This is a genomic window from Victivallis lenta (assembly GCF_009695545.1).
Taxonomy (GTDB): Bacteria; Verrucomicrobiota; Lentisphaeria; order Victivallales; family Victivallaceae; genus Victivallis; species Victivallis lenta.
Map to the genome: position 1 here is coordinate 372630 of NZ_VUNS01000002.1, position 26604 is coordinate 399233.

Here is a 26604-nt window from a genome sequence, read left to right on the forward strand (position 1 = left end):
GCGCCTTTTCCCCGTCCGCCGTTGGACAACTTGTCATTCCGCGGTTATATTAACGCAGAAGAGAAATTCCATCCCGCGGCACTTGAGGAGAAGAGGAGGTGTCCATGCGCAAGGAGAGGATTGTATTCGATTACCGCCACTATTTTCTGCGGTCCGTGGTGTTCCTGTATTACCATCTCGGCGAAAACGGGTTCCTGATTCTGCTCGGCGTCGTCACCGGGCTGGTGACCGGCGTCGGCGCCGGCGCGATGAAACTCGGTGCGGCGCGGCTCTCGGAATTCGCCCCGTATCTGCGGGAACACGGATGGCTGCTGCCCGCGCTGCTGCTTCCGGCGGCCGGACTCGCCGGCGCATTTCTGCTGGGGCGCCTCCTGTTGCGCCGCCGCCCGGCGACGAGCCTCTCGTGGGTCATCTACGATTTGCAGGAGAAGCAGCCCGAAATGTCGTGGCTCGAAACCTTTTCGCATATTTTCACCAGCGCCGTGACGGTCGGCCTCGGCGGCTCGGCCGGGCTCGAGACGCCGAGCGTGCTGACCGGCGCCGCCATCGGCAGCAAAACCGGCTGGCTCTGCCGGCTGTCGGTCGACAAGCGCGGAACGCTGATGGTCTGCGGCACGGCGGCGGGCATCTCAGCCGTGTTCGGCAGCCCGATCGCGGGTGCGCTCTTCGCGCTCGAGGTGGTCTTTCCGCGCCAGGCGCGGCGGCGGCTCGTGCCGATCCTGCTCTCCTCGGCCGGAGCCGCGATCATCGCGGAACTGATCTTCGGCAGCGGCAGCATGTTCAAGGTGCCGTCCGCGCCGTGGCCGTTCCATTCGCTGCCGTACTTCATTCTGCTCGGCATCCTCTGCGCCTTCGTCGGCGTCTACATCATCCAGCTCAACTATCACTTCGGCAACCGGCTCAAAAAGGCGTTTCCGAACCGGTGGGTGCGGCTCGGCATCGGCTGCGCCGGGCTGGCCGGGCTGCTCTGGCTCTTCCCGATTCTCGCGGGAGACGGCTACAACTTCGTCCAGATGCTCTTTTCGGGAGCCGACAAGAACCATCTGCAATCCTGGAATCACGGCTGCAATCTTCTGCTGCTGAGCCTCGCCGCAGTTCTGCTCAAGGTGGTCGGCACCGTCTTCACGCTCGAGTGCGGCGGCGACGGCGGCATTTTCGCGCCGACCATGTTCACCGGCGCCTTCACGGGGTTCCTGCTCGCCCGGCTGGTCAACGACTTCACGGGCCTGGAACTCTCGGAGGCGAACTTCGTCGCGGCGGGCATGTGCGGCGTCTTCACTTCTTCGCTGCGCGCGCCGCTGACCGGAATCTTCCTCATCGTCGAAGTGACCGGCGACTTCATGCTGATGATTCCGCTCATGATCGTCTCGGGGCTCTCGTACTTCACCGCGAAATTCTTCGAGCCGTATTCGGTCTACACGAAGGTGCTCGGCGAAAAGCATCTGATCGAAGCGATTCCGCTGCAGCAGATCAACCGGCATACGCCGGTCGGCGACGCAATCGAAACCGACTTCTCGGCGGTCGGCGCGCAAACGCCGCTCGCCGAACTCCGGGCAACCGGGGAAAGTGCGAAAATCACGTATCTGCCGGTAATCGACGCGAACCGGAAGCTGCTCGGCATCGTAATGCCGGATCGTCTCGCGGCCGCGACGGACCCGAAACTCACCGCGGCCGCCCTCATGATGGAGCCGCTGCTGACCCTGTCGCCGAAGGACGACGCAAATAAGGCGCAGATCAGCTTCGAGATTTACGGCCTCGACTACCTGCCGGTGATCGACGGCGGCAAATTCATCGGCTTCGTGCCGAAAACGCGCTTCGAACCGGCTCCGGCGGCCGGAGAGGCGACCGCATAAAACCCGCCCGGCGCTCAGAGGAGCACTGCCGGGTTTCGCCCCGCTCCGTCCGCATTCGCGGCGGCGTGTAATCGTTCTCCGCTGCCGGCTCCGGCTGTCGCCATATCTTTTAAGGGAAGAAAATACCGCGTTATGACGGATTTCCGATATAAAAAAGCTTGACAGAACGGTTTTGCCATGTATATTTGCACAGAATTGCCAAATAAGAACCACCATTTATCCAGCGGGAGGAAACGATGGCTCAAACCAAGCTCGCCCTCGAACTCGAACAGATTTACCATCGCCTCTACGAGCTGCGCTGCGAAGCCATCGCCGTCTACTGGAAAGATTACGTGGAACCGAATCCGCTTGAAAATATCACGCGCATCCAGATGCTGATGCTGCAGTATATCGCCGATGTCGCCCCGTGCCCGCTGCAGAAGATCATCACCCGGACCGGGCTCACCAAAGGCGCCGTCTCCGTCGCGACGAAGAAGCTTGCGGAGAAGGGCATCCTGACCATCACACCCGGAACCGCCGACCATCGCGAACATATCGTGGACCTCACCCCGCACACCAGGATGCACATCAGAAACATCGACGCCCTGTTCGAAAACCTGCTGAAGGAGCGAATGCCGCGCTACGAACAGCCCGAATTCGAAACCTTCATCAACAAACTCCGCCATCTGAACCGGGTTCTGAGCGGCGCAGACGCCTGCTATGAGTTCGCCGGCAGGTGATTTCAGGGGGAAATATTCGTTTTTTCCGGCTCGCCGATTTGAAAACGACGGACTGATGCAGTAAGGTAAACATGTTAGCTCCCCAATCAGTCATAAATTCAGGAAAGCACAACATGGACGAAAAAACTTACAGGAAGAAGGTGCTGGGCTGCTGGCTCGGCAAAGCGGTCGGCGGAACTCTCGGCGCTCCGATCGAAGGGTGGGACGGGCCGCATCATCTCGAGTTCTACGACCCGGTGCCGACCACCATGGTGCCGAACGACGACCTCGACCTGCAGGTCGTCTGGGCCATGACCATCGCGGCGCAGCCGAAACCGGTCGTGAACAGCCAGATCCTCGCGGAAGCGTGGCTCAAGAACGTCGGCTTCCCGTGGGACGAGTATGCCGTGGCGATCCGCAACCTCAAGAACGGCATCCGTCCGCCCTTCTCCGGCAGCTACGACAACTGGTTCGTCGACGGAATGGGCTGCGCGATCCGTTCGGAAATCTGGGCCTGCCTCGCACCGGGAGACCCGGAACGCGCTGCGAAATTCGCCTATGAGGACGCCTGCGTCGACCACGACGGCGACGGCATGTGGGCAGAGGTTTTCCTCGCCGCAATGGAATCGGCCGCCTTCGTCGAAAACGATGTGCGCAAGATCATCGAGATCGGCAAGGAACAGATTCCGGCCGGCCTGAAACTCCGCACCGGCATTGAAGACGCGATCCGCTGGTTCGATGAAAAGCCCGAGTTCGACTACCTCTTCGACAAGATCATGAAGAAGTACAAAAGCGACAACTTCACCGATGTGAAGGTCAACTTCCCGATCATGGTCGCCGGTCTGCTGCTCGGCAACGGCGATTTCAGCAAGTCGATCTGCGACGCGGTCAACTTCGGCGAAGACACTGACTGCACCGGTGCGACGGTCGGCTCGATCCTCGGCATCATGAACCCGGACGGCATCCCCGAAAAGTGGCTCGCCCCGATCGGCCGCAACATGGTCCTGAGCCCGGGCATCGTCGGCATCACGCCGCCGCCGACCATCGACGCGTTTTCGGACATGATCTGCGAGATGAGCAGGCACATCATCCTTGATCCGCAGCCGGCAAAGAGCTTCGAGCCGCGTCCGGTCCACGCCCGTGCGATCGTCCGCGCGGCCCGCAGCCAGGAAGCGCCGTCGAAAGAGGTCACCTTCCCCGGCACCTTCGCGGAGTGGCCGGAGGCGATTCCGGACAAGCACGAGCTCGTCATCGACTTCAAGTTCAAGATCGACAAGCCGGGCCGCTACGTCGTCATGTTCAACACGAAGTCGCAGGTCATCGTCGAGGTCGACGGCCGTCTCGCATTCCGCCGCGCGGCGGGCGACATGGCCCCGTCGTTCCACCGCGCGCCGTGGAACCAGGAGGCGTTCCTGGAGTTCTCCTCCGCCGGAGAGCACACGCTGCGCGCCACCATTCAGCGGGTCGCTCCCGGCGCCCGCCCGAACTGGGTGGTCGGCGTCGCTTACGGCGACAGCCTGCAGTGGGTTCCCGACGCCATGCTCTGACGCCGAGTACCGAAAAACGGGGGGAAGAGACCGCTCTTCCTCCCGTTTTTTCATCTCCGAAAATGTCAAAGGCGAATCCTGACTCCCCGAAAACCTACCTGTTCTACGCCGTTTCATCCGGCTCGCGTTCGACCGGGTAGACCCAGAGCCTGCCGTCGTGTCACTCGGCGCAGAAGATATCTTCGAGCTTTGCACGATGCTTTTTCAGCTCCTCCTCGAGCCACTCCCGGCTGCGGTCGAGCCGCTCGAGATTTTTCTCATTGACCTCTCCGCTTTCGACCAGCGCCGTAGCCGTCGCCTCGTCGCCCTTCCGGACGACGGTCATCTGGCCGTTGTACTCAAACCAGACGTTGCGGAGCTCGTCGAGGTTCCGGTAGCCGCGCTGGTGCAGCAGCATCAGGAAATCGCGCACCGAAAGGCCGGCTTTGTCGAAATTCGACGTGACGATTTTCCCGTCCTTCATGAGCCGGATCGAATCTCCGTCGATGACGGTTTTCACGGCCATGTGCTTGTTGGCGAAATAGCGCAGCAGAAGCAGCAGCCCGGCCCAGAAGCCGACCACGGCAACCAGCCCGAGCACGGTTTCCCCCTTGTTGAACAAGGTTCCGCCGATGATCGCGCCGAGTGCGACGTTGCCGACCTGGTCGATCGCCGAAACCGGGGCGAGCGCCCCCTTGCCGGACAGATGGATGTAGACCAGCATCATCAGGAAGCCGGCCAGCAGCTTGGGCAGGACATAGAGCACGATGTCCCCCAGATTCGCAAAATCGAACATATTCCCCCTCCTCCGTTTACTCCTGCAGATAGTATACATCGGGAAAGGCGAAATACAAGCCGCAAAGACCGAAAGAGGCCCTGCCGGCGGGATGCGCCGGCAGGGCCTGCATGCTTCGGGGATTACTCGAAGATGACGAACGGGAATTTACCGGGATTCTTTTCGTCCCCGATGCCGGGGGCGATCTGAATCCAGCCGTCCCTGCCCTCGCCGTCGTTGTCGTTGATCAGCAGATTGAACCGGAAGCCCTGCCGGTAAAGCTCCGGCGTCAGCCCGACGGCCCGGTCCGGAATCCGGAACTCATAGCCGGTTGTCGTGCCTTTCCTGACAATCTTCACGGTTCCGGCGGCGGCGGCCTGCGCCGAGTCATAGCCGCGCGGTGCCCGGGGAACGGTCAACACCGCTTCGCCGGAATCGGAAAGTGACAGACAAAACTCCCAGAACCCGGCCTGACCCGGCAGCGCGAATGCGAACTGGACCGAATCGCCGTTCCAGGCCTCTTCCGCCGGACAGGGCTGAATGTGCCGGTCGTCGGTCACGTCCGCCTTCAGCACAAACGCGCCGTCACGGTTTTCCAGCCGGATTTTGCCGCTCAGATCTTCCGGGCCGGACCAGGCCCGGTGCAGAAGCGCCGGGTCCGCTCCGGTCAGCGAATGAACCTGGCTGCGGCTGTCGAGCACAAAGTCCGGGGCGCCCTTCTTTGCCGAAACCGGCACGGCGACCTGAATCGGAATCTCCACCGTCCCCTTCCACGGCGTGCCCGAAAGCGCGTAGGAGAGTTTCAGCCTCCGGTCTCCGGCCTGCGGCCGGTCGCCGCGCCGGGCGGTCAGCCGGAACCCGGCCTCCGTCTCGCCGCGCGCATTGACGCTCACCTGCTTCCCGGCACGATCGACCGTAAAGCCTTCCGGCAGACTCTCCGCCTTCAGCGAGAAGGTGCGTTTGGAATTCAGCGGATTCCGCAGGCGGACCCGGACCGGGAACGGTTTCCCCGGCACCGCGAAGCCGTCGGCTTTCACAGCGAGGAGCTCCTGACCGACTTCCGCCCGGGTCGCGCCCGGCAGGAACAGCGTGACGGGAGCCTGCCCGAATTCAAAGAGAACCATGCCGTCCGTGACCGGGAGCGCGCTCCGGTTCCCCATCGCGTCGATGACGAAAGCCGAGTCGGCGGCGCCCGTCACCGGCAGCGTCCGGGTCGCACCGGACTCGTTCCAGGCCGGAATCAGGATTCCGCCCGGAACGGCGAATTCAAACGCCCAGCTGCCGTTCCCGATCTCGAGCTGGCGGCGGAACTGCGCCTCGCGGAACAATCCGGCCAGCATGTTGTAGACGGAATAAACCGGCTTCGGATAAAACTCGTTATCCAGCATCCCGTAATTGTGCTCCGCGTTTTTCGGGTCGAAACCGTCGTTGCGCAGATCGTACCAGGTGTAGCCGATCGCTCCCCGGCTCCAGGCGAACAGCAGCTTCTTGAACAGCGTATACGCCTGCTTCCGCTCCGTACCGCCGAGGGAATGAATGGCCGTCTCGTTCGCGTACCACGGCACGGTGATGCCGGCCCCGGCCCGCATCGGCAGGAATTTCTCATCGAGCAGCCGGACATAAGCCGGGAAGCTGCCGTGCTCATGATAGGCGTGGATATCATAAAACCCTTTCGCCTTCACCAGATTATCCCGCTGAAAATCCGGAGACTTCAGCCCCTGGTGCGGAGTCAGCGTGGCGTAGCCGCCGGTGAGCAGCTTCAACTCCGGGGAGACCTTCCGCGCCTCTTCGAAAGCGATCTTCTGAAGCTCGACGTACTCATCCAGGCTCATCCGGTTGAAACCGACCAGATCGGGTTCGTTCCAGACCTCCCAGAAACGGATTTTATCCCTGTAGCGTGCAAAGACGGTCGCCGCATAGTTGCGCCAGGCGGCGGAATCGGGCTTGCAGCGCGACCACTCCAGCCAGTTCTGCGCATTCTGCAGCTTCTCCGGCGCGGCCCAGCGGGCGGTGAACGCAAGCATCGCCTGCAGTTCGATTCCAACCTTGCCGTAGGCTTCGACAAGCGCATCCATCGGCGCGAAATTCCAGCGGTCTGCGGCCGGCTGAAGCGTGTACCACTCGACGGAGTCGCGGATCACCTTCGCGCCGCAAAGTGCGGCGGCAAGCACCTCCTTCTCCTGCTCGCCGGGGCTCCACCACTGCGTATGCGTGCAGATGCTGAACAGGAAACCGGGAGCGCGCCCTTCCGTCGGCCCGGCCGGTTCCAGGAGGGCGAACGAACGGCTCTTCTCCGCAGCCTGCCCCGGCGAACCGGCCTCACGGACCGTCGCGGTAACCTGCCAGTGGCCGAGCCGGTCCGGCCGGCGCCGCGGCTTGACGGTAAACGTGCGGCCCGGAGCGAGCGAAGCGGAAACCTCCTCGACAAACCGCGTCCCGTCGAAATGTTCATAAGCGAGCGTGACGGTGAAATCACCCGCTTTTTCGGAACGGTTCGTGAACTGCAGCGCCAGAGCGTCTTCGTTCCCTTTGCGAAGCACCCGCACCGGCGTATCGGTCACAATCCCGAAATCCAGCGCTTCAACCAGCGGCTGCACGGTGCGGAGCGAGGCGCTTTTCAGCCGGAGCGCACCGGGCCCGGACGCGGCGTTCCGGAAAAACAGCGTATCCATCCTGACCGGCAGAACCGCTTCGGCGAGCGTCTCGCCCAGATCGAGCACCAGCGGGGAGCCGTCCCGGTCCAACCGCGCCTCCGGAGAGACGAACTGCGTATTCTTCGCATCGCGGAGGACGGCGAAAGCCGTGATCTCCCCGCCGAGGTGTTCGGCATCGAAAATCAGGGAGACAGGCCGCCCCGGCAGATAGACAATCTCGTTCCGGCGCTCACCGAGGACAAGTTCGTTGCGGATGCCGTCGAGCAAAAGCCCGTTTTCCTCCAGAGTAATGGTACCGCTTCCGCCCCGGTGCCGGAAAAGTTCGTCCCGGTTGAGGCGATACAGCGGATAAACCGCCTTGTCGCCCGGCAGCTCCAGCACAGGCGGCGCTTCCACATCGACATCAAGTCCGAGGAGCGTCAGGTCGGAAGCAGGCGCACCGCCGGCGAAATCGAAGGCAAAGCCCAGAATGCGGCCCGGCATATCGAAGACGCGGTTGGCGTCTCCTCCCCAGGAGAGCTGGAACTCGTCCGGCTTCACCTCCCAGACCACCTCGAACTCGCCGCCTTCGGAGAGGTCGGCTTTGCTCATATACTGAAACACCTCATCATTGCGGTCAATCAGCCGCAACGACATGCTCCGAACCGGGGAACCGGCCGGGACACGGACTTTCGCAGCCGCACGCGCCGAACGGAAGCTCCCGAGCAGCAGCGGGCGCGGCAGCACGACTTCGGCATAACCCGGCTTCGCGGGATTGAACGGGAACCTGATTTCTCCGTTCTGCGCGGAACAGGCCACTTTTTCGCTGCCGCCCGGTTTCGGAATGATCAAAGTTCCGCCGTCGACGGGAACAGGCGCGGCCGGAAGAACGCAGCTTGCGCAGACCGCGACGAAAAGGGACAACTCCTTCAAACAATACATGGTTACCTCAAAAGAAACCTCAGAACTTATCAACGGATAAACCGGAATATTCCGGCTTGCAGCGTAAATTCATCCGTTCGTCCGTAAAAATCATCAATAGCTCCATGATCGCCGATTTTTTCAAACTTCACGGCTGAAATTTCGATGCTGCGCCACAACATTCCTGATTCGTCGGCAAGCTCCTGATTTTACTGCAGATGCCGCCGGAACATCCGGCGGCATCTGCAATCATCCTGTAAAAACATTCCGGCGGAATCCCGGAAAAACTTACCACAGCCCCCAATGCGCGATGGAGCCGAACAACGGGTCCATATTGCCGGGAGCGAAATAAGAGACATCGATCCTCTTGACGTGCATGCCGAAGAAGAGCGCATTCCTGGAACCGTCCCCATGACCGTACTCAGCTTTGAACCCCCAGTACGGAACGGACTGGCCGCCGCTATACTGATTGGCATCATGATCCGGGTCCGTGTGCGGAACGATGCGATCCGCCAGCAGCACGAATCCGGTGCTGTAGGTCTTGATATTGGACTGATACGGCTTGACCCGGTCCAGCCGGAATGCCTGATTGGCGGCAAGCGTCCTGCCGGAACCATCATACGCATAAGGGACTTTCCCATCGCTCTGGCTGCCGGCGTTGAAAGCGTAGCTGACTCGGGTCTTCTTGCTGCCGACCAGGTCATATTTATCGGTGGGACAGGTCAGGTACTTCGCAACGAGATTCCAGCGGTTGGAGTGCGCGCCATCTCCGCCGAGGGCGGACACGACGAATTCATCCCAGGAATCCGGAGTGCTTTGTGCGGCATCGGTCGCACCCTTGCGCGGCGGAAACCATTCGCCGTTGCAGTAAAAAGTAATTCCGGTGCCGATCTGTTTGAGATTGTTGACGCAACCGGTCGACTGCGCCCTGCTCCTCGCCTTGCTGAGCGCGGGCAGCAGCATCGAGGCGAGAATCGCGATGATTGCGATAACCACCAGGAGCTCAATCAGGGTAAACGACTTGCTTCTCATTTTATCATATCCTTTCGTTGGGTGTGAGTTTTCTTACGGAATCCCGTTCGACGAGCTTCATCGGAACCTCGGTCTGGAAACAGGCGGCCTGCCGGTCCAGAATCGAGGCAAGCCCGGAGAACACCGCCTCGACCTCCGCGCCGAGATCGACGCAGACAGCGGTCAGGGCCGGGTGATAAAATTTGCCGATCAGTTCGGTCGAATGCGCGATGATGCTGATGTCGCGCGGCAGCTCGTAGCCGAATTCGCGCAGCGCGGTCATGATTCCGGGAACGGCCTCCCCGGTCACTGCATAGACCGCCGTGAAATCGGCGATGCCGCCGTGCTCCTTCAGATACTGCTTCATGCCGAGATATGCCTTGTATTGTGCATATTCGCCGCTGACGGTCATGCAGTCGATCTTGACCAGCCGGATGCCGAGCAGTTCCGCGGAGCAGGCGAAGGATGAAATCCGTTTCTCAGGCAGCAGCGTATGCGGTTCGCTCTGCACAACCGCGATTTTCCGGTGGCCGCACCGGTAGAAATGATGGCATGCGAGAGTCGCTCCGTTGGCATCGGCGGAGCGGACGCTGCTGATCTCAAAGCTGCCGGTATCGGCATTCAGCAGAACCACCGGAATGGAGAGAGAGGCGAGCCACTGCATATCCGCCCTGGAAACATTCGGGCTCGGCATCCGGATGATCGCGGCGTCGTAGCCGTCAACCGAAAGAGAGGAAACCTTTCCGTCCTCCGGCGCCAGCATCACGCTGCACAGTTTCCAGCCTTCGTGCGTTTCCGCGTAGGAGCCGGCCATGCGGTTCCATTCGAGCGTCATCTCGCTCGGCCAGTCCGGCACGGCGAAAAGGACCTTGTGCGCGTTCGGGCGACGGGTCACGCGACTGAAGATTCCGACCTGCGGAATCCGGTCGATCAACCGGTTCGCCTCGAGCCGGTCGAGCACCTCATCCAGCACGCCGCGGTGGCATTTGAACTTATCCATCAGCTTCCGGGTCGAAAAAAACTTCGTCCCGGACGGGAAATTGTCAAGCTCCCGATCCAGCGTCTGATACAACTTCTCTATTTGCGGTTCAAGTTTCATTCGTCAGCTTTCCCGATTGCATTTCACAGATATTATACCAGAAATGCGCAGTTTTCGCAACAACTGCGCGTAATTTTCATTTAAAATATTTCTGCGCAAAAAACGACGGAAGAGCGGCGAAAAACGGGGAGAGAAAGAAAAGCCGGACATGGAATCCGGCGGACGTTGATCCGCTCCGGATTCCATGCGCGCGGAGAAATTGCAGGAGTGCTCCCCGCAGGCCGGTCAGCCCTGCTTCGCGGCTCCGGCCGCCCCGGACGGTGCCGGCGGCGGAAGCAGCTGAATCGAACCGGTCAGGTTGCTGGTCACCGTGGTGAAGGCGAGCGAGAGCCCGGCTTCGGTGAACTTGCGGACGATCGCAAGGTTCACCTCGGTGCGCAGCTGCTCCTCCACCACGTAGCTCGTGGTCTTGAGCCACATGATGATCCGGATATTCAGGGCGGAGCTGCCGAGCGCCTCGAAAAAAATCCGCGGCTTGTATGCGGGCGCATCCTGTCCCTTGAAGTTGTCGGCGATGCCGTGCAGCAGCTGCATCGCCTGCTCCATCTGGTCGGCGGTGGTGCCGTAAACGAGCCCGAGCACGAACGAATAGCGGATCACGCCGCAGTTGCTGATGTTTTCGACCGGAACCTCGGCGATCCGGCTGTTCGGAATGCTGAACAGACTCTCGTTCGCAGTCAGAATCCGTGTGCTGCGCATGCCGACCGTCTGCACGATGCCGTCGACTTCACCGATCTGGACCCGGTCGCCGATCCGGAACGGCCGGTCGAGAATGATGACCAGCGTACCGAAAAAGTTCGACAGCGTCTCACGCGAAGCGAACGCCACCGCCAATCCGGCCACCCCCGCGCCGGCCAGCAGCGTCGTGATGTTCAGCTGAAAGATGCTCTGGCCGATGAAGAACACGGTCACCACTGCAAGCGTGATCTTCAGCAGCTTCCGGGTGATGTCGATCATCAATGCGTCGAGATTGTTGTCCGGCCGCTTTGCGAAGGCGCGCATTTTGAGGTCGAAGAGCGTGATGAGCTGAAATCCGGCCCAGGCCGCCAGCAGCGTCAGCCAGGTGAAGAAAAGCCGCGCATCGAGCGGATAGAGCTCCGGCAGCGAATGCAGCACCGGCAGCAGGAACAGGAAAATCACGCCCGAAACCACCATAAGAATCAGCGGCCCCGAAAGCGCAGCGATAAACTGCCAGCGCATTTTGCGCTTCTGCGCGTCGTTGTACGAGATCAGCCGCCGGATGCCGAAGGCCAGCCCGGCGCCGATCAGGATCGAAATCCCCGACGCGATGAGGAAAGTCAGAAGCGCGTCCTTCTCCCGGTCGAGCCACCTGCGCATCTTCGCAAACCGCTCGTGCATATTCTCGGCGATCTTCTCCTCGTTCAGGACCGGCAGCGCCTCCTGGCCGGAGAGAATCCGGTCGATATCCGACACCGTCTGATCCTTTTTCTCCGGGGTCTCCGGCTTGCGGACCTCGGTTTTTCCGGACTCCGCGCCCGCATCGCCGAGCAGCTCGGCGGTTTCGACACCCGACGCAAGAAAAACGGCAAAACAAAGCAGAAATGCAGAAACAGCTCTCCGTAACATAAAATACCTCCATTCCGTAACATACAGCACGGAACGGAGGTTGTCAAGGCCGCGCGCCTCCCGCCGGACGCAATCCGGGAAAATCTCTCCGGACTTCTCCCCCGGTCCTGTTTCCTGCGGCGTCACGGGAGACAAGAGGCATCCGTCAAAAAGATAGGAAACAGGGGAAACACCGCATTCCGGACGCACAGGATTTGCATTGCGCGAGTTCCGGCGCTATGTTGTAACGGCAACCAACAGAAGGAATCCATAACGATGATACAGCTGCCGATCGCACTTCAGGCGTACTCGCTGCGCCGCATCTACGAGGACAATCCGCTTCGGGCGTTGAAGCTCATCCGGGAAGCCGGTTATGACGGAGTCGAACTCTACGGCACCCACTTCCAGACGGAACTCTATCCGGCGCTGCTGCGCGAAGCGGGGCTGGTCTGCGCCGGGTGGCACACCGGAATCGACGCGCTCGAGCAGGATTTCGACAACACGCTGCGCCGCAACCTCGCGGTCGGCAATCACAGCATCGCGGTACCGTGGTTCAACGCGGATTCCGCCGCCGGGTGGAAGGCGTTCGCTGAGCGGCTGAATGCGGCTGCTGAAAAACTGTCGCGCTACGGCATCCGCCTCGGCTACCATAACCATGCCCATGAGTTCCAGCCGGTCGATGGAGAAACTCCGTGGAGCATCGTGGCGGAGAATACGGAGGGCCCGGTATTCCTCCAGCTTGACACCGGCAACGCGGCCGAAGGCGGCGCCGACCCGCTGGCGGAGCTTGAGAAATATCCGCACCGCGCCCGCACCGTCCACCTGAAGCCCTACTCGAAGAGCGCCGGTTTCGCGCCTGCCGTCGGCGAAGACGACCTGCCGTGGGAGGCGATGCTCGAGAGCTGCGAACAACGCGGCGCAACCGAATGGCTCATCGTCGAATATGAGGAAGAGAAGGACCCGGTGTCCGCCGTGCAGCGGTCGCTCTCCTTCCTGCGCAAACTTCGTCCGCGCGACTGATGTTTTCGCACTCCGCCGCGTTTGCAGCGGCGGAGTGCGAACGGTTGCCGGACAGGACAACCGTAAATTTCAACTTTCCTTTCCCTTCCGGCTGATACGAATATCCCTCCCGAGCGCACTTTTTATTTCAGCCGCGTAAAACAGCATGATTCCGCGGACCGCGCGCTCCCATCGAATCCGACTTGCCTCGTCTCCACATTGCGGCGGCCGAGCCTCCGGATTTTTTCCCGCCGCTCAATGCATATCTTATGCACAGGAGAAAAAAACACCCCTTCCGCCGGACATGCCGGAGCGGAAGGGGCGGAGGGGATGCGGGAAGTTACAGCATAACGCCCCAGCCGAATTCGTCCGGATTCTTCGAGCGGCCGATGCCGCCCATCCATTCGATCCAGCGCACGCGTCCCTGTCCGTCGTTCTCGTTGACGAGGAACGAGAAGCGGAACAGCGTACCGGGCTTGTCGCTGATTTTGAGCTTCGCGAGCGGGAGCGTGATATCATAGACCGTCACATTCCCCTGCCGCGTCACTTTCGCCGGAACGTCCCACGCGCCGCGCAGCGACGGATCGGGCGAAATCTGCGCATAGACCTCGCCCTTGCCGTTCCTGCCGGCGAGCGCCAGTTCGGTGAACGCGCCGTCGAGAGACTGGAAACCGATCTGGATGCTGTCATCGAGCCACGTTTCCGCCGGCTTCGCATTCATGACATGGCGGTCGTCGGCAACCCGGATGTTCAGCTTCAGATCGCTGCCGACACGGGTCATCGCGAAGTCGCAGGAGAGATCCTCCGGCCCCTTCCAGCGCGGGATCGCCGGGTCGAAGCTCAGCTCATGCACCCGGTCAAGCGTATTGAGCACGATATGCGCGGCGGCTTTCGTTCCGGCCGCAACCGGATAGCCGACATTGACCGCCAGCGGCACCGTCAGCCGCAGCGTCTCTTTGCCGGCGGTCAGCACAACCGTCCGTTCGGCGGAGAAGATGCCGTTGGGCTGGTCGGCCGGAACCGCGACCGGCACCGGGATCTCACGCGATTCACCGGCCTTCACTTCGATCGGCGAAGCACCGCCGACCGTGACCGTGGCCGCGACGGAGAACGGATTCCGGACCATCAGCGGCAGATTCACCGTGCGCCCGGCACTCGTGCCGGTCACCTGCTTCTGTTCGGCGACGGCGGACGCGATCCGGAACGCTCCCTGCGGATAACTGACGTAAACCGGCCCGTCGACCGGAATCGCGGCATAACCGTGGCCGGCCTCGACCGGAAGCACGGCGCCGAACAACCCGGCCGCCTTGACCTCGCCTTCCCCCTCGAGCGGCAACACCTGGCGGGTGCCTCCGACCTTCGGCCAGATCGCAAGCACTTCCCGCTTCTCGCGGTCGTTCACGAAACGGTAGACCTCAAGCGCGCCGGTGCCGGACAGCAGTTCGCCGCGGCCGGTGTTGCCGAGCTGGCGGATCAGTTCATTGTAGGCGATGAACGACGGCTTCGGGCGGTTGTCGCTCGTCACAAGGCCGAAAGAGTCGTCCGCCTCGAAATCCATATCCCAGTAATCCTGCAGCGTGAACCAGGCATAGAATTCGGTATTGCGGCTCTTGGCGTAAACGATCTTCTTGACCAGCGTGACCGCGTGGCGCTTGATCGTATCGACCGTATAGCCGCTGCGGTCGCCGGTTTCGGTGTTGCAGACCGGCAGGTCGATACCGCCCTCTTCGAGCCATTTCTCGAGCAGTTCCTGCCGTTCGGAGTAATCCCTGAGGCTGCCGTGGGCATGGAAGCAGGCGACATCATAGAGTCCTTTCCCCTTCCAGTACATGTCGCGCGAGAAGTTCTTCTTCTCCTTCGGGTGGATGACCGTCACGCCGCCGGTCGCGATCTTGAGCTTCGGCGCATTCGCCTGCTGCGAGGCGCGCACGATTTTCAGCGCATCGAGGTACTGGTCGAGGGTTCCGACCATGAAGCCGATGTCCGGCTCGTTCCAGAATTCGAGATACTGGACATTCGGATATTTCGCAAGGCAGCGGAACACTTTGTCCATGTGGCCGCGGAACGCGTCCGGCTTCGTCGGCATGCCGCGCCAGAGCGGCTTCTCCTGCGTATAATCGGGAACGCCCTCGGTGTAGGAGGCGCAGGCGATCATCCCGGCGTCGCGATTCCCCTTCAGGACCTTTTCGTAGCCCTCGAAGTTCGTGGTTTTGCCGTTGTCGAGACGGTTGCCGGTAATGCCGAGACGTTCGATGTCGAAGCCGGCCATCTTCATCCACTCATAATGCAGCTCGTTCTCCGCCTCGCCGTTCCAGATCGAGGTATCCTGGACGCCGAACCACATCGGATGGTCGTTCTTCCGGCCGTTGTTCGGATGGAACACCGCAATCCAGTCGGTGTAATCGCTCTTGATTTTCCCGGAAGTGAATTCGAGCGAGGCGTTATAGCTGCCGATTCCGAGCGGCGGCAGTGCGACGTCGAGCACCGTGCTGCCGTACGGTTTGAGCGACACCGGGAACGAGCGGTTCAGCAGCTCCTTCCCGTCCCAGTCGAACAGCCGGTAGACGACCTTGCCCTCCAGCGCCTTCGCCGAAGCGCTGCGGAAACGGTAGGACGCCTTGCCCGGCTTGCCCGGCTCGGTCGCCAGAGAGGAGACGACGGGACGGATCGAAACCGTACGGCGGCGGCTCACATCGCCGGTCAGCGCGAAATCGTCAACCAGGACATAGTTGCTGCCGGAGACGCCCTTCGCCTCGAAATGGATCTTGTAAAGTTTGAAGGGGCCGGTGAAGCCCTCCGCCGCCTTGCCGACTTCCGCGCGACAGCGCCGCCACCCCTCGCCGGAAAACTCCGCCGGGGAGGTCATGAACCGCTTGCCCTGCGAATCCTCAAGCGTGAAGCGCAGAGAACCGGAAATCCCGCGCGGATTGATATCGAACTCGACTCCGTCGGCAAACACCTCCGGCTGACCGGCCTTGGCGCGGAGGAAATCAACCTGCCCGGCCTTGGACGCATCCGCGAAGTGAAACAGGAGCTTCCCGGCATAACCGTCGTCGCGCGAGGCGTCCGGCGTCGCACCGAGATAGACGTCGGCGCCGAACCATTTGCCCGGCGTCGTGTTGCGGACCGGATTGCTCCGCCAGGTGCCGACATCGGAAAAATCCTCTATCAGCAGCCGTTCGGCCGCACCGAGCGTCAGACCAAGGCCGCAGAGCGCGGCCGGAATCCATGCATGCTTCATTTTCCCTCCAACGGTTCAATTTCATCGATCCACTCCGCCGAGAGCGGCGTGTTGTAAACCCGGATCTCATCGATCTGCATCTGCTGCGCCGAACTCGCCTTCAGCCGGCCGATCATGAGGCTCTGGAACGCATCAAGTTTCGTCATCGGGGAGTGGCGATCCGCCGTCTTGCCGTCCACGAAGAGAGTGACCTTTTTGGTCTTGCCGTTGAAGACGATCGCCACGTTCGCATATTCCCCGACCTTGACCGGCAGGTGGCCGGAGGCCATGCCGGTTTCGAGCTTTCCCGGCCCCTTGGCGCGGGAGCCGAGCCCTTCCGAGGCGAAAAACGGCGTCAGGACCAGTTGCGCCCAGTCGCCCGGCGCGACCGCATTCACGAGCCCGAAGCTGAAGAACGGCCCGCCCGCAGGCGCATTCAGATATTTGATCCGGCACCAGATCGTGCCGCCGTCGGCCAGGACGCCGAACTTCTCCGACGCGGAATTGACCGCATCGGAAAACAGGATCACACCGCCGCCGAGCGTCACCGAACCATCCGCATTGACCTTGAACTTCGAATCGCTGCCGATCGCGCTGCGTTTCATGGTCAGGCCGCCGACGTCGTCGGTCAGCGCCTTCGCCTCGTTCGAATTGTCGTTGAAACTCCAGCGGGCCAGCAGCCCCTGGGTGAAGTCCGCCTGCGCCGAAGAGATCCCCAGCGCGAGCGCCGCCGCAATCATTCCGATTTTGTTCATACCATCTTCCTTCTTACTTGATCACCAGGAAATAATCCACACCGTTAAACGGGACGCTCGTCACGTGCATGTCGGCCGCAAGGACATTGTCCTTGCCGGAGTGTCGAATCGGGGAAACCTTTTCCGAACCGAGGGAGCCGATGTTGTACAGATAATCCGAATTCGGCACCGCCGCTTCGTCGTAACCGGCGTCGATCGCCAGCAGCGTCCGGGACAAGCCGTATTTCCGATAGTTTCCGAAATTCTTTGTCGGAATGCTCGACAGTTTCACGCCGTCGGAACGGAACTGATCCTTGTCGAACGTGTTGGTCCGGTAAGAGACGATATTCTTCTGGTTCGACGGACAAAACATGACACTGCCCGGATTCTTCCCGTAAATGATGTTGTTGTAGTTGCCGACGCCGACCCGGCCGTTATAGCCGATATAGTCGCGCAGCCGATACTGCCAGCAGTTTTCCGGCCACGGAGTTGAACCGGTCGCCCGGCCGACGGCGATGTAATCGTCGAAATCCCCTGCGTACTGCGACTGGGCAAGGCCGATCTGTTTGAGGTTGTTCACGCAGGACGTGCCGCGGGCGCGCTCCCGGGCCTGATTCAGCGCCGGCAGCAGCATCGAGGCCAGAATCGCGATGATCGCAATCACGACCAGGAGCTCGATCAGGGTAAAACACTTTTTCATTTCTTGAATTCTCCTTAATTGATAACCAGGAAATAATCCACACCGTTAAACGGGACGCTCGTCACGTGCATATCGGCCGCGAGGACATTATCCTTGCCGGAGTGTCGAATCGGGGAAATCTTTTCCGAACCGAGGGAGCCGATGTTGTACAGATAATCCGAATTCGGCACCGCGGCCTCGTCATAACCGGCATCGATCGCCAGCAGCGTCCGGGACAAGCCGTATTTCCGGTAATGGCCGGAGTTCTTCGTCAGAATGCTCGACAGCTTCACGCCGTCGGAACGGAACTGGTTCTTGTCGAACGTATTGGTCCGGTAAGAGACGATGTTCTTCTGATTCGACGGACAAAACATGACGCAACCCGGATTCTTCCCGTAAATGATGTTGTTGTAGTTGCCGACCCCGACCCGGCCGTTATAGCCGATATAGCTGCGCAGCCGGTACTGCCAGCAGTTTTCCGGCCAGGGGACATCACCGGTCGCCCGGCCGACGGCGATATAGTCATCGCTGTCTCCGGCATACTGCGACTGGGCGAGGCCGATCTGTTTGAGGTTGTTCATGCAGGACGTGCCGCGAGCGCGCTCCCGGGCCTGATTCAGCGCCGGCAGCAGCATCGAGGCCAGAATCGCGATGATCGCGATCACGACCAGGAGTTCAATCAGCGTAAAATATTTTTTCATTATTTGCCTCCCGCAAATGTTTGGATGATCGATTCACCTTCATGAATTTCCGTATGTTTCAACCGAAATGTCAATACTTCGCTCCGGGTTGCCCCGGGGCAGTACTCGGCGATAATGTCGCGGATCGTCTCCTCGACGCCGACGTTCATGACCGTCGCCAGCGCGGGAGTCATCAGCATGGCCTTCTCCTGATCGCCGAACGCGAAAACCGAAATGTCCCTGCCCGGAACGAGTCCGTGCTCGAAACAGGCGCGGTAGAACCCGCTCGCCAGCGTCGGGTTGAAGCAGAAAACCGCCTCCCCGAACTCTTCCGCCGCGAACTTCCGGCGGCAGAAATCGGCCGCCCGCGCGTCGTCCGGCACAAACGGCTGATGCTTCATCTCATGAAAACGCCCTTCAATGCCGTGCCGCTCAAGCCAGTTGCGCCAGATCCGGTAACGGTCGCCGGCTCCGGCGCGGATGTCGGTGTCGCGCCCGAATGCGTCGATCCGGCGGTGTCCGCGCTCGACGAGAAGCTCCAGAAACCGTTCGATGTAAACCGGATCGGCGCCCAGAAGCGAGCGGATGCCGTACATGCTCATATCCCGGAACATCACGACGACCCGGTCGTTCTCCCTCGAAACCAGCTCGAGCAGCCGCGAATCCTCGCGGTCCGGCAGCGACAGGAAGATCACGTCGTACTCGTTCTCGTTGATCGCTTCGGAGATGTTCGGGTCCGTATCACTGGCATAAGCGATGAAGCGGACCTGCCCGCCGAGCGCCTCCGTGCTGTTGCGGACCGCACGGTGCCACTCGGTGAACGCCCAGAGCGGCGTGACCATGGCCACCAGCGGCCGCGCCGCCCGCGTCCGGTTCCAGCCGGCCTCCTTGAGCGTCTTGACCGCATGCCGCGCCGTCAGGTAGCTGACGCCCATATCGGCAGCCAGCTTCCGCAGCGGCGGCAGCTTCCCGGCCGGATACTCGCCGCGGGCCAGCCGGCTCCGCAGCAGCTCGGCGATTTCAAGATATTTCGGCATATGCAGTCCCTTGCGATATATAAATCAAATCAGATATATATCATTTTCGATATATATTATACTCGATTCCATATTCAAAAACAAGAGGACAATCAAAAAAAGATCGATTTTTCACCAAACCGGGTTGCACGGCCGTAAAAGCGGAGTATTTTTCCCTGAACGGAACCATTCTTCAAGGAGAACGCGATTCATTATGAGAAACCGAAGCGAATGTTTCAATGCGAACTGGAAATTCTGCGCCGGGAACGTGCCGCGGTTCGAGGAACCCGGTCTCGACGACACCGGCTGGACGGCAGTGAACCTGCCGCACGACTGGAGCATCGGCCAGCCGTTCGACCCCACGCTGCCGCACGGCTCGCAGCACGCCTACCTGCCGAACGGAGTCGTCAACTACCGCAAGCGCTTCCGGGCCGAATGCGGAAGCGGCGAGCGGCTTTTGCTCGATTTCGACGGAGTCTACCGCTCCGCCGACCTCTTTGTGAACGGTCGGCACATCCTCAAGCACTTCAACGGCTATACCGGCTTCGAAGCCGACATCACCGATGCACTCGTGCCGGGAGAAAACCTTGTCGCGGTACGTGCCGACAACTCGATCGAGCAGACCTCGCGCTGGTACACCGGCAGCGGCATCAACCGCAGCGTCCGCCTGCGGCGGATCGGACCGCTGCACTTTCTGCGCCACGGACTCGTCATCGACGCAAAGATCGACGGCCATGTCCGGATCGCGGCGGAGTGTTCGCTCCCCGGGAACGTGCTTTTCACGATTCACGACCCGTCCGGAAAAAGGACTGCCGCGCACCACGGCCCCGCAGCCGCCTTCACGGTCGGAAACCCGCAGCTCTGGTCTCCTGACACGCCGAATCTCTACACCTGCACAGCCCAGCTCTTCGACGAGACCGGCGCGGAGGTCGACCGGATCACTGCGAAATTCGGCTTCCGTTCGGTTGAATTCGACCCGGAGCACGGCTTCGTCCTGAACGGAAAAAAGCTCCTGCTGCGCGGCGTCAACATCCACGAGGATCTCTGCGGCATCGGGACGGCCGTCTTCCGCGACGGAGTCGCGCGGAGATACCGCATCCTGAAATCGCTCGGAGTGAACGCGGTCCGGCTCGCACACCACCCTTATGCGCCGGAATACCTCGAACTGGCCGACGAAATGGGCCTGCTGATCTTCGACGAGGCGTTCGACAAGTGGACCGGCCAGTATTACGGATACCAGGTCGCCTTCGAGGATCACTGGCGCGGCGATGTGGCCGAATTCGTGCGGCGCGACCGCAACCATCCGTCGGTCTTTCTGTGGAGCGTCGGCAACGAAGTCGTCGATCAGCAGCTCGACGGGCAGGACGGTTACGGCGTCGACCGGCTCATCGTCATGCGCGACTTCGTCCACAAGCTCGACCCGACCCGCAAGGTCACCTGCGCGCTCTATCCGTCGCGCCGCAGCGGCGTCAAGTGGGATCACCCCGATTTCCGCGAAAAAGCCGACATCCACCAGATGGCGCACCATATGGATGTGGTCGCGGCCAACTACATGGGCGAATATTTCGCGCGCGACCACGTCAAATATCCGCAGATGACCTTCCTGGTCAGCGAGGCGACGACGAACCGCGGCGTCGGCAGCTGGTTCGATTTCGACCACGAGCTCGGCGGCGGCAGCTTCTACTGGGGCGGCTTCGACTACCTCGGCGAAGCGCGCTGGCCGCACAAAAACTGGTACAGCGGGCTCATCGACCGGGCCGGCTATCCGAAAAGCATCGCCTATCAGGCGCAGATCGCCTGGGACCCGGCGCCGCGTATCCATATCGCCGTCCACGCCGATGAAAAAGCCGAAGTGCGGAACTGGAACGACGTGCAGCTCGAATGGGAGAACATGCGCTCCCACTGGAACTGGAAGGAAGGCGAGACCGTGCGGGTCGCGGTCTACACGAACTGCGAACGTGTCGTTCTGCTGCTGAACGGCCGGCCCGTCGGCTCGAAGGTGCGGAGCGAAAGCGACTGCTGCCGCATCCCGTTCGAGTTCGCCTATGCGCCGGGCGAGCTGACTGCCAACGGCTACAACGGCGACAAGCTTGCCGCGACCGGAACGCTGGCCACAGCCGGGAAACCGGTCGAGCTCCGGCTCCGCGCCGAGCGGACCGCCATCGCGCCGGACGGACTCGGCCATGTCGAGATCGCCCTTTTCGACGCGGCCGGAACACGCTGCGCGGTGACTGACGCGGTCGTCCATCTGCGCGTATCGGGAGACGGAAGCCTGTTCGGCGTTTCGAACGGCGACACGACCAGTCCCCAGCCGTTCAAGAGCAATGCGGTACGCCTTTTTGAAGGACGGGCGCTGGCCGTTGTCCGGGCCGGACTCCGTCCCGGCGAATGCCGTCTGCGTGCCGTCTGTGAAATCGACGGCGCGGAACTCGCATCGGAACTCGCGTTTTCCGTGGGATAAAAGCCGTCGGCACGCATATCGGGAATGTGTATGAAGACCGCGCTCCGGAAGGAGCGCGCAAACCCGTCGGCGACCATACGACTTCGCATTTTTCAGAATACCGGCGGCTCCGGTCAATCAAGCGCGTGTCGAAGCTGCGTTGCGGATTTTTACGCAAGGGCTTCGCACGGGCCCGCTTGAGGCGCTGCCTCCAACTCCGCAGGCCCTGACCCCGGTCACTTCGCTCCCCTTACGGCCGGCGGCTCTCTTCGCCCGGTCACACTCCCCCTGCGGTTCCGCAACTTACTCCTTTTCCGGCTTTTTCCTTCCGAACTCGATCAGGTGCTGGACAACCGCGTAGAACATCGGCACAAGCAGCGTTCCGCCGATCGCCGCAACGATCATTCCGCCGAAAACCGCTGTGCCGAGCGAGATCCGGCTCGCCGCTCCCGCACCGGTCGCAATCACCAGCGGCAGCACGCCGAGAATGAACGAAATCGCCGTCATCAGCACGGCGCGGAAACGCAGCTTCGCCGCTTCGACCGCCGCGTCGAAAATCGATTTCCCCTGTTCGTGACTGACCTTCGCAAACTCCACAATCAGAATCGCTGTTTTGCAGGCAAGCCCGAACAGCAGCACGAAGCCGACCTGCGTGTAGATGTTGTTTTCAACGTGCATGACCCAGAGGAACAGCAGCGAACCGAAAAATGCGATCGGCACCGACAGCAGCACCGCAATCGGAATCATCCAGCTCTCGTACTGCGCCACCAGAAACAGATACATGAAAAGCAGCGCGAGCGAGAAGATGATCATAGTCATATTCAGCGACAAACCGCCGCCGAGCTCGACAGGCTTGTTCGCGGCTTTCTCCTGATAGGACATATCGGTCCAGTCGAACTTCATCCCGTCCGGCAGCAGCTGCCGTGCAAGCTCCTCCATCGCCGCCATCGCCTGCCCCGAGCTGTAGCCGGGCGCATTCGAACCGTTGATCGTCGCCGAGGAGTACATGTTGTAGCGGTTCAGGTACTGCGGGGAGAGCTTCTGCTCGACTTCGACGAGCGTTCCGAGCGGGACCATGTCTCCTTTGTCGTTGCGCACGAAGATATTGCGCACATCAGGAACGCTGCGGCGCGCATCGGCCGCAGCCTGGATCTCGACCTTGTAAACCTTGCCGAACTTGTTGAAGTCGTTCACATAGGTATAGCCGGTCAGCCCCTGCAGCGCCGTATTGATGCTCGAAATCGATACTCCGAGCTTCAGCGCCTTCTCACGGTCGATATTCAGGAACACCTGCGGAACCTGCGCCCGGAAGGTCGAATAAGCGGACCCGATCGCCGGATGTTTGCGGGCCGCTTCGCAAAGCTCGTTGACCGCCGCCTCAAGCCGCTCCGGATAGGTTCCCGAAGTATCCTCGACCACGAACGAAAACCCGCCCGTGGTGCCGATTCCCTGGATCGTCGGCATACCGAACACCTGCACGATCGCGCCGGGATCGCGGCCGAAAATCGCCATGAGCTTCCGCTGGATCGCATCCTGCGACAGCTCCGGCGACTTGCGCTCCTTCCACGGCTTCAGAGAAACGAGGATCATCGCATTGTTCGACGCCTGCGCGCTCGTGAGGATGCTGTACCCCGAAACCCCGATCACGTCGACGACGCCGTCGACCTTGCGCGCCTCTTCGACCAGCCGGTCGGTAAACGCCTGGGTGCGGTCGAGCGACGCCGCGTCCGGCAGCTGGATATTCACGAACAGCTTGCCCTGGTCCTCGTTCGGGATGAAGCCGGTCGGCAGATTCATATAGAACCAGTAACAGCCGAAGACGATCGCGCCGAACAGCACCAGCGCGAACAAAGCGCGCCGGACGATGACCTTCACCAGATGCACATAACCGTCGGTCACCTTCTCGAAGCCGTCGTTGAACCAGCGGAACAGAAAGAACTTCTTCCGGTTTTTGTCGACCGGCTTCAGCAGGATCGAGCAGAGCGCCGGACTCAGGGTCAGCGCGTTGATGCTCGAAATCAATACCGAAACCGCGATGGTGATGCCGAACTGCCGGTACATTTCACCCGTAATTCCGGGCAGGAAGCAGATCGGGATGAACATCGCCAGCAATACCGCGGTCGTCGCCACGACCGGCCCGGTCACCTCCTCCATCGATTTGACCGCGGCCTGTTTCGGATCGAGATGCTCCTCGTCCATCAGGCGGCTGACGTTCTCGATGACCACGATCGCGTCGTCCACCACGATGCCGATCGCGAGAATCAGCCCGAAAAGCGTGATCAGGTTGATCGTGTAGCCGATCGCCAGCAGCACAGCGAACGTGCCGATCAGCGACACCGGAATCGCCAGCGTCGGCACGATCGTCGAACGCCAGTCCTGCAGAAACAGATAGGTGATCGCGATCACGAGGAATACCGCGATCACGAGCGTCATGACCACCTCGTCGATCGACGCGGTGATGAAGGCGGTCGTGTCGAACGGAATCCCGTAATCCACCCCCTCGGGGAAGTAGGCTTTGAGCTCTTCAAGCCGCTCCGCGCACGCCTGCCTGATCTGGATGCCGTTCGCCTCGTTGAGCTGGTAGATCGCCATCAGCGCGGCCGGGCGGCCGTTGTAGCTGCCGCTCGATGCGTAGTTTTCGGCGCCGAGTTCGACCCGCGCGATGTCCTTCATCTTGACCTGGGCCCCGTCCGGCGTCGAACGCACGACGATATTTTCGAACTGGGAAACTTCGGCCATGCGTCCCTGCGTCTGCAGCGCGTAGCGGAAGATTCCATGCCCGCCGGTCGGCGCTTCGCCGAGCGCCCCGGCCGAAACCTGGACATTCTGCTGGTTCAGCGCGCCGGTGACCTCGTCAACGGTCATGTTCATGCTGGCCATTTTCGCCGGATCGAGCCAGATGCGCATCGAATACTTGTGTTCGCCGAGCATCTGAACTTCGCCGACGCCCGGAATGCGGGCCAGCTCGTCCTTCAGATAGATGCTCGCATAATTGCTGAGAAAGAGATCGTCGTATTTGCCGTCCGGCGAATAGACTGCGATGACCAGCAGCATGCTCGGCGACTTCTCCTTGACGATCACGCTCTGGCGGCGCACCTCTTCCGGCAGCTGCGCGGAGGCCCAGTTGACCCGGTTCTGCGTGTTGACCGTATTCGAATCCCCGTCGGTGCCGATGTCGAAGGTGACGGTGATCGTGGCCGCGCCGGTGTCGGTCGCGGTGCTCGACATATAGATCATCCGCTTGACGCCGTTGACCTGCGCCTCGATCGGCTGGATCACGGTCTCCTGCACGGTTTTCGCGTCCGCGCCCGGATAGGTGGCCGAAATCGACACCTGTCCCGGCGTGATGTCCGGATACTGGGTGACCGGCAGCGTGAAGAGCGCCACGATTCCGGCCAGCGTGATCACGATCGAGATCACAAATGCGAACCGCGGGCGGTCGATGAAAAATTTACTGATCATTTCGCGGCCCCCGGTCCGGAGGGAGTCGCGCCGGCGTCATCCTCCTCGATCGCCTCCCCGACCGGAGCGAGCGTGTTGCCGAGCGGCGACGGAACATCCTGGCTGACCGCCTTCGGCGTATCCAGCTTCAGCGCGGCTTCGGCGGTCAGCGGAATCTGCGCGGCCAGCGCCGGATCCGTCTCCGGAAGCGCCGGGCTGCCGGGACGCACTTTCTGGATCCCCTCGACGATCACCCGCTCCCCGGCTTTCAGTCCGGATTTCACGATGATGTTCCGGCTGTCGCGGTAACCGAGCTCAAGGTCGCGCCTCGCCACCCGTCCGTCCGGCTCGACGACGTAGACATAATCGCCCGCCTGGTCCGACATCAGGGCGACCAGCGGAATCAAAAGCGACTTGTGCGGATCGGCCGGCCCGATGTTGACCCGCACGAACATGCCGGCCATGAGCTGACGCTTCGGATTCGGGAACACCGCCTGAAGCTGGAAAGTACCCGTATTCGTGTTGACCCGGTTGCTCCAGTAGGCAATCTCCCCCGGTTCGCTGTACTCGGAACCATCCTGCAGGAAGAGCCGCACGCGCACCTTCGGCGCCTCGGCGCCCTTCCGCAGCTTCAGCAGTTTGATGAGTTCGAACTCCGTGATGACGAATTCGACCCGGACCGGGTCGACTTTCACCACAGTCGCCAGCGTGCCGGAGTTCTGGTCGACCAGATTGCCGACGCTGTAAGTGTTCAGGCCGATCTGGCCGTCGAACGGAGAGTAGATCTTCGTGTAGGAGAGATTCTGCCTGGCCAGCGCGAGGTTCGCCTCCGCGCTCTTGACCTCGGCGTCGGCCTCCTGCTTGTTCGCCGCGGCGTTGTCGAAAGCTCTTTTGCTGGTTGCATCCTGCCCGACGAGAGTCTTCTGCCGCTCATACTCGATATCCGCATTGGTCAGGTTCGCTTTCGCCTTCTCAAGGTCGGCTTCGGCCGCCTTGACCTTCGCCTCGTAGATCTGCGGCTCGATTTCGTAAAGAAGCTGTCCTTTTCTGACCGGCTTGCCCTCCTCGAACAACCGCTTGACCAGAAATCCTTCGACCCGCGCGACGAGGTTCACCTCGTCATTCGCCTTGATCGACGCGATCGAGGAGGCCGACTCGAACATGTACCCCTCCGTCGCCGGAACCACCTTCACCGGCGGCGCGGCGGGCGCGGCGGGCGCCTCCTTTTCCCGGCAGCCGGTCAACACCATCGCGGCGGCCAGAATTCCGGCCGCGCACCGCACTCCCATTGCAGAATTCATATTTTCTCTCCT

At 61.3% G+C, this 26604-nt stretch carries 18 protein-coding genes; 5 read left to right on the forward strand and 13 right to left on the reverse strand.

The window, feature by feature from the left end:
• The first annotated feature begins 104 nt into the window (after positions 1–104).
• The 3 genes from FYJ85_RS03575 (at position 105) to FYJ85_RS03585 (ending at position 4098) form a co-directional block, all read left to right on the forward strand.
• Positions 105–1853, forward strand: a complete 1749-nt coding sequence (locus FYJ85_RS03575) for a chloride channel protein (RefSeq protein ID WP_154417010.1) — start codon at positions 105–107, stop codon at positions 1851–1853.
• A gap of 236 nt (positions 1854–2089) precedes the next feature.
• Positions 2090–2572, forward strand: a complete 483-nt coding sequence (locus FYJ85_RS03580; RefSeq protein ID WP_154417011.1) for a MarR family winged helix-turn-helix transcriptional regulator — start codon at positions 2090–2092, stop codon at positions 2570–2572.
• Positions 2573–2685: 113 nt separating this feature from the next.
• Entirely contained in the window at positions 2686–4098 is a 1413-nt protein-coding gene (locus tag FYJ85_RS03585; protein ID WP_158704219.1) for an ADP-ribosylglycohydrolase family protein, read from the forward strand.
• A gap of 160 nt (positions 4099–4258) precedes the next feature.
• On the opposite strand, the gene FYJ85_RS03590 is transcribed toward FYJ85_RS03585, so the two are convergent.
• The 6 genes from FYJ85_RS03590 to FYJ85_RS03610 all read right to left on the reverse strand — a co-directional run bounded on the left by FYJ85_RS03590 (position 4259) and on the right by FYJ85_RS03610 (position 12103).
• Positions 4259–4873, reverse strand: a complete 615-nt coding sequence (locus FYJ85_RS03590) for a DUF421 domain-containing protein (RefSeq protein WP_206212951.1) — start codon at positions 4871–4873, stop codon at positions 4259–4261.
• A gap of 122 nt (positions 4874–4995) precedes the next feature.
• Positions 4996–8427 (reverse strand): endo-1,4-beta-xylanase, encoded by a 3432-nt coding sequence (locus FYJ85_RS03595; RefSeq protein ID WP_154417013.1) that lies wholly within the window; start codon positions 8425–8427, stop codon positions 4996–4998.
• Between the two features lie 29 nt (positions 8428–8456).
• Positions 8457–8588, reverse strand: coding sequence for a hypothetical protein (locus FYJ85_RS23945; protein WP_268878696.1), 132 nt, complete (start codon positions 8586–8588; stop codon positions 8457–8459).
• A gap of 106 nt (positions 8589–8694) precedes the next feature.
• Entirely contained in the window at positions 8695–9438 is a 744-nt protein-coding gene (locus FYJ85_RS03600) for a type II secretion system protein (protein ID WP_106054767.1), read from the reverse strand.
• 4 nt (positions 9439–9442) lie between these two features.
• Positions 9443–10516, reverse strand: coding sequence for a substrate-binding domain-containing protein (locus FYJ85_RS03605; protein ID WP_154417014.1), 1074 nt, complete (start codon positions 10514–10516; stop codon positions 9443–9445).
• Between the two features lie 225 nt (positions 10517–10741).
• Entirely contained in the window at positions 10742–12103 is a 1362-nt protein-coding gene (locus tag FYJ85_RS03610) for a mechanosensitive ion channel domain-containing protein (protein ID WP_154417015.1), read from the reverse strand.
• 255 nt (positions 12104–12358) lie between these two features.
• Between FYJ85_RS03610 and FYJ85_RS03615 the strand changes: the two genes are divergently transcribed.
• Positions 12359–13102, forward strand: coding sequence for a sugar phosphate isomerase/epimerase family protein (locus FYJ85_RS03615; RefSeq protein ID WP_154417016.1), 744 nt, complete (start codon positions 12359–12361; stop codon positions 13100–13102).
• A gap of 319 nt (positions 13103–13421) precedes the next feature.
• Here FYJ85_RS03615 and FYJ85_RS03620 read toward each other — a convergent pair whose 3' ends face one another.
• Genes FYJ85_RS03620 through FYJ85_RS03640 form a run of 5 tightly spaced genes read right to left on the reverse strand, consistent with a single transcriptional unit; the run spans position 13422 to position 19431 of the window.
• The gene (locus FYJ85_RS03620; RefSeq protein ID WP_154417017.1) at positions 13422–16322 is read right to left on the reverse strand and encodes a hypothetical protein; all 2901 of its coding nucleotides are present in this window, start codon (positions 16320–16322) and stop codon (positions 13422–13424) included.
• The gene (locus FYJ85_RS03625) at positions 16319–17056 is read right to left on the reverse strand and encodes a LamG-like jellyroll fold domain-containing protein (RefSeq protein WP_106054762.1); all 738 of its coding nucleotides are present in this window, start codon (positions 17054–17056) and stop codon (positions 16319–16321) included. Before FYJ85_RS03625 ends, FYJ85_RS03620 begins: the two co-directional genes overlap by 4 nt.
• A gap of 13 nt (positions 17057–17069) precedes the next feature.
• The gene (locus FYJ85_RS03630; RefSeq protein ID WP_154417018.1) at positions 17070–17735 is read right to left on the reverse strand and encodes a type II secretion system protein; all 666 of its coding nucleotides are present in this window, start codon (positions 17733–17735) and stop codon (positions 17070–17072) included.
• Positions 17736–17749: 14 nt separating this feature from the next.
• Positions 17750–18415 (reverse strand): type II secretion system protein, encoded by a 666-nt coding sequence (locus tag FYJ85_RS03635; protein ID WP_106054760.1) that lies wholly within the window; start codon positions 18413–18415, stop codon positions 17750–17752.
• A complete protein-coding gene (locus FYJ85_RS03640; RefSeq protein WP_106054759.1) occupies positions 18415–19431 on the reverse strand; it encodes a substrate-binding domain-containing protein in 1017 nt (338 codons plus the stop codon). Before FYJ85_RS03640 ends, FYJ85_RS03635 begins: the two co-directional genes overlap by 1 nt.
• Positions 19432–19624: 193 nt before the next feature.
• Between FYJ85_RS03640 and FYJ85_RS03645 the strand changes: the two genes are divergently transcribed.
• Positions 19625–21871, forward strand: a complete 2247-nt coding sequence (locus FYJ85_RS03645; RefSeq protein ID WP_106054758.1) for a glycoside hydrolase family 2 protein — start codon at positions 19625–19627, stop codon at positions 21869–21871.
• Between the two features lie 282 nt (positions 21872–22153).
• Here the strand turns inward: FYJ85_RS03645 and FYJ85_RS03650 are convergent, their stop codons facing one another.
• Together FYJ85_RS03650 and FYJ85_RS03655 are read right to left on the reverse strand one after the other, a co-directional pair.
• Entirely contained in the window at positions 22154–25312 is a 3159-nt protein-coding gene (locus tag FYJ85_RS03650; RefSeq protein WP_106054748.1) for an efflux RND transporter permease subunit, read from the reverse strand.
• Entirely contained in the window at positions 25309–26592 is a 1284-nt protein-coding gene (locus FYJ85_RS03655) for an efflux RND transporter periplasmic adaptor subunit (RefSeq protein ID WP_154417019.1), read from the reverse strand. The genes FYJ85_RS03650 and FYJ85_RS03655 overlap by 4 nt, the downstream gene beginning before the upstream one ends.
• Positions 26593–26604: the final 12 nt, after the last annotated feature.

Coding starts and splice junctions, on each gene's coding strand:
- FYJ85_RS03575 (WP_154417010.1), top strand. CDS start 105: ATGCGCAAGGAGAGGATTGTATTCGATTACCGCCACTATTTTCTGCGG.
- FYJ85_RS03580 (WP_154417011.1), top strand. CDS start 2,090: ATGGCTCAAACCAAGCTCGCCCTCGAACTCGAACAGATTTACCATCGC.
- FYJ85_RS03585 (WP_158704219.1), top strand. CDS start 2,686: ATGGACGAAAAAACTTACAGGAAGAAGGTGCTGGGCTGCTGGCTCGGC.
- FYJ85_RS03590 (WP_206212951.1), bottom strand. CDS start 4,873: ATGTTCGATTTTGCGAATCTGGGGGACATCGTGCTCTATGTCCTGCCC.
- FYJ85_RS03595 (WP_154417013.1), bottom strand. CDS start 8,427: ATGTATTGTTTGAAGGAGTTGTCCCTTTTCGTCGCGGTCTGCGCAAGC.
- FYJ85_RS23945 (WP_268878696.1), bottom strand. CDS start 8,588: ATGTTGTGGCGCAGCATCGAAATTTCAGCCGTGAAGTTTGAAAAAATC.
- FYJ85_RS03600 (WP_106054767.1), bottom strand. CDS start 9,438: ATGAGAAGCAAGTCGTTTACCCTGATTGAGCTCCTGGTGGTTATCGCA.
- FYJ85_RS03605 (WP_154417014.1), bottom strand. CDS start 10,516: ATGAAACTTGAACCGCAAATAGAGAAGTTGTATCAGACGCTGGATCGG.
- FYJ85_RS03610 (WP_154417015.1), bottom strand. CDS start 12,103: ATGTTACGGAGAGCTGTTTCTGCATTTCTGCTTTGTTTTGCCGTTTTT.
- FYJ85_RS03615 (WP_154417016.1), top strand. CDS start 12,359: ATGATACAGCTGCCGATCGCACTTCAGGCGTACTCGCTGCGCCGCATC.
- FYJ85_RS03620 (WP_154417017.1), bottom strand. CDS start 16,322: ATGAAGCATGCATGGATTCCGGCCGCGCTCTGCGGCCTTGGTCTGACG.
- FYJ85_RS03625 (WP_106054762.1), bottom strand. CDS start 17,056: ATGAACAAAATCGGAATGATTGCGGCGGCGCTCGCGCTGGGGATCTCT.
- FYJ85_RS03630 (WP_154417018.1), bottom strand. CDS start 17,735: ATGAAAAAGTGTTTTACCCTGATCGAGCTCCTGGTCGTGATTGCGATC.
- FYJ85_RS03635 (WP_106054760.1), bottom strand. CDS start 18,415: ATGAAAAAATATTTTACGCTGATTGAACTCCTGGTCGTGATCGCGATC.
- FYJ85_RS03640 (WP_106054759.1), bottom strand. CDS start 19,431: ATGCCGAAATATCTTGAAATCGCCGAGCTGCTGCGGAGCCGGCTGGCC.
- FYJ85_RS03645 (WP_106054758.1), top strand. CDS start 19,625: ATGAGAAACCGAAGCGAATGTTTCAATGCGAACTGGAAATTCTGCGCC.
- FYJ85_RS03650 (WP_106054748.1), bottom strand. CDS start 25,312: ATGATCAGTAAATTTTTCATCGACCGCCCGCGGTTCGCATTTGTGATC.
- FYJ85_RS03655 (WP_154417019.1), bottom strand. CDS start 26,592: ATGAATTCTGCAATGGGAGTGCGGTGCGCGGCCGGAATTCTGGCCGCC.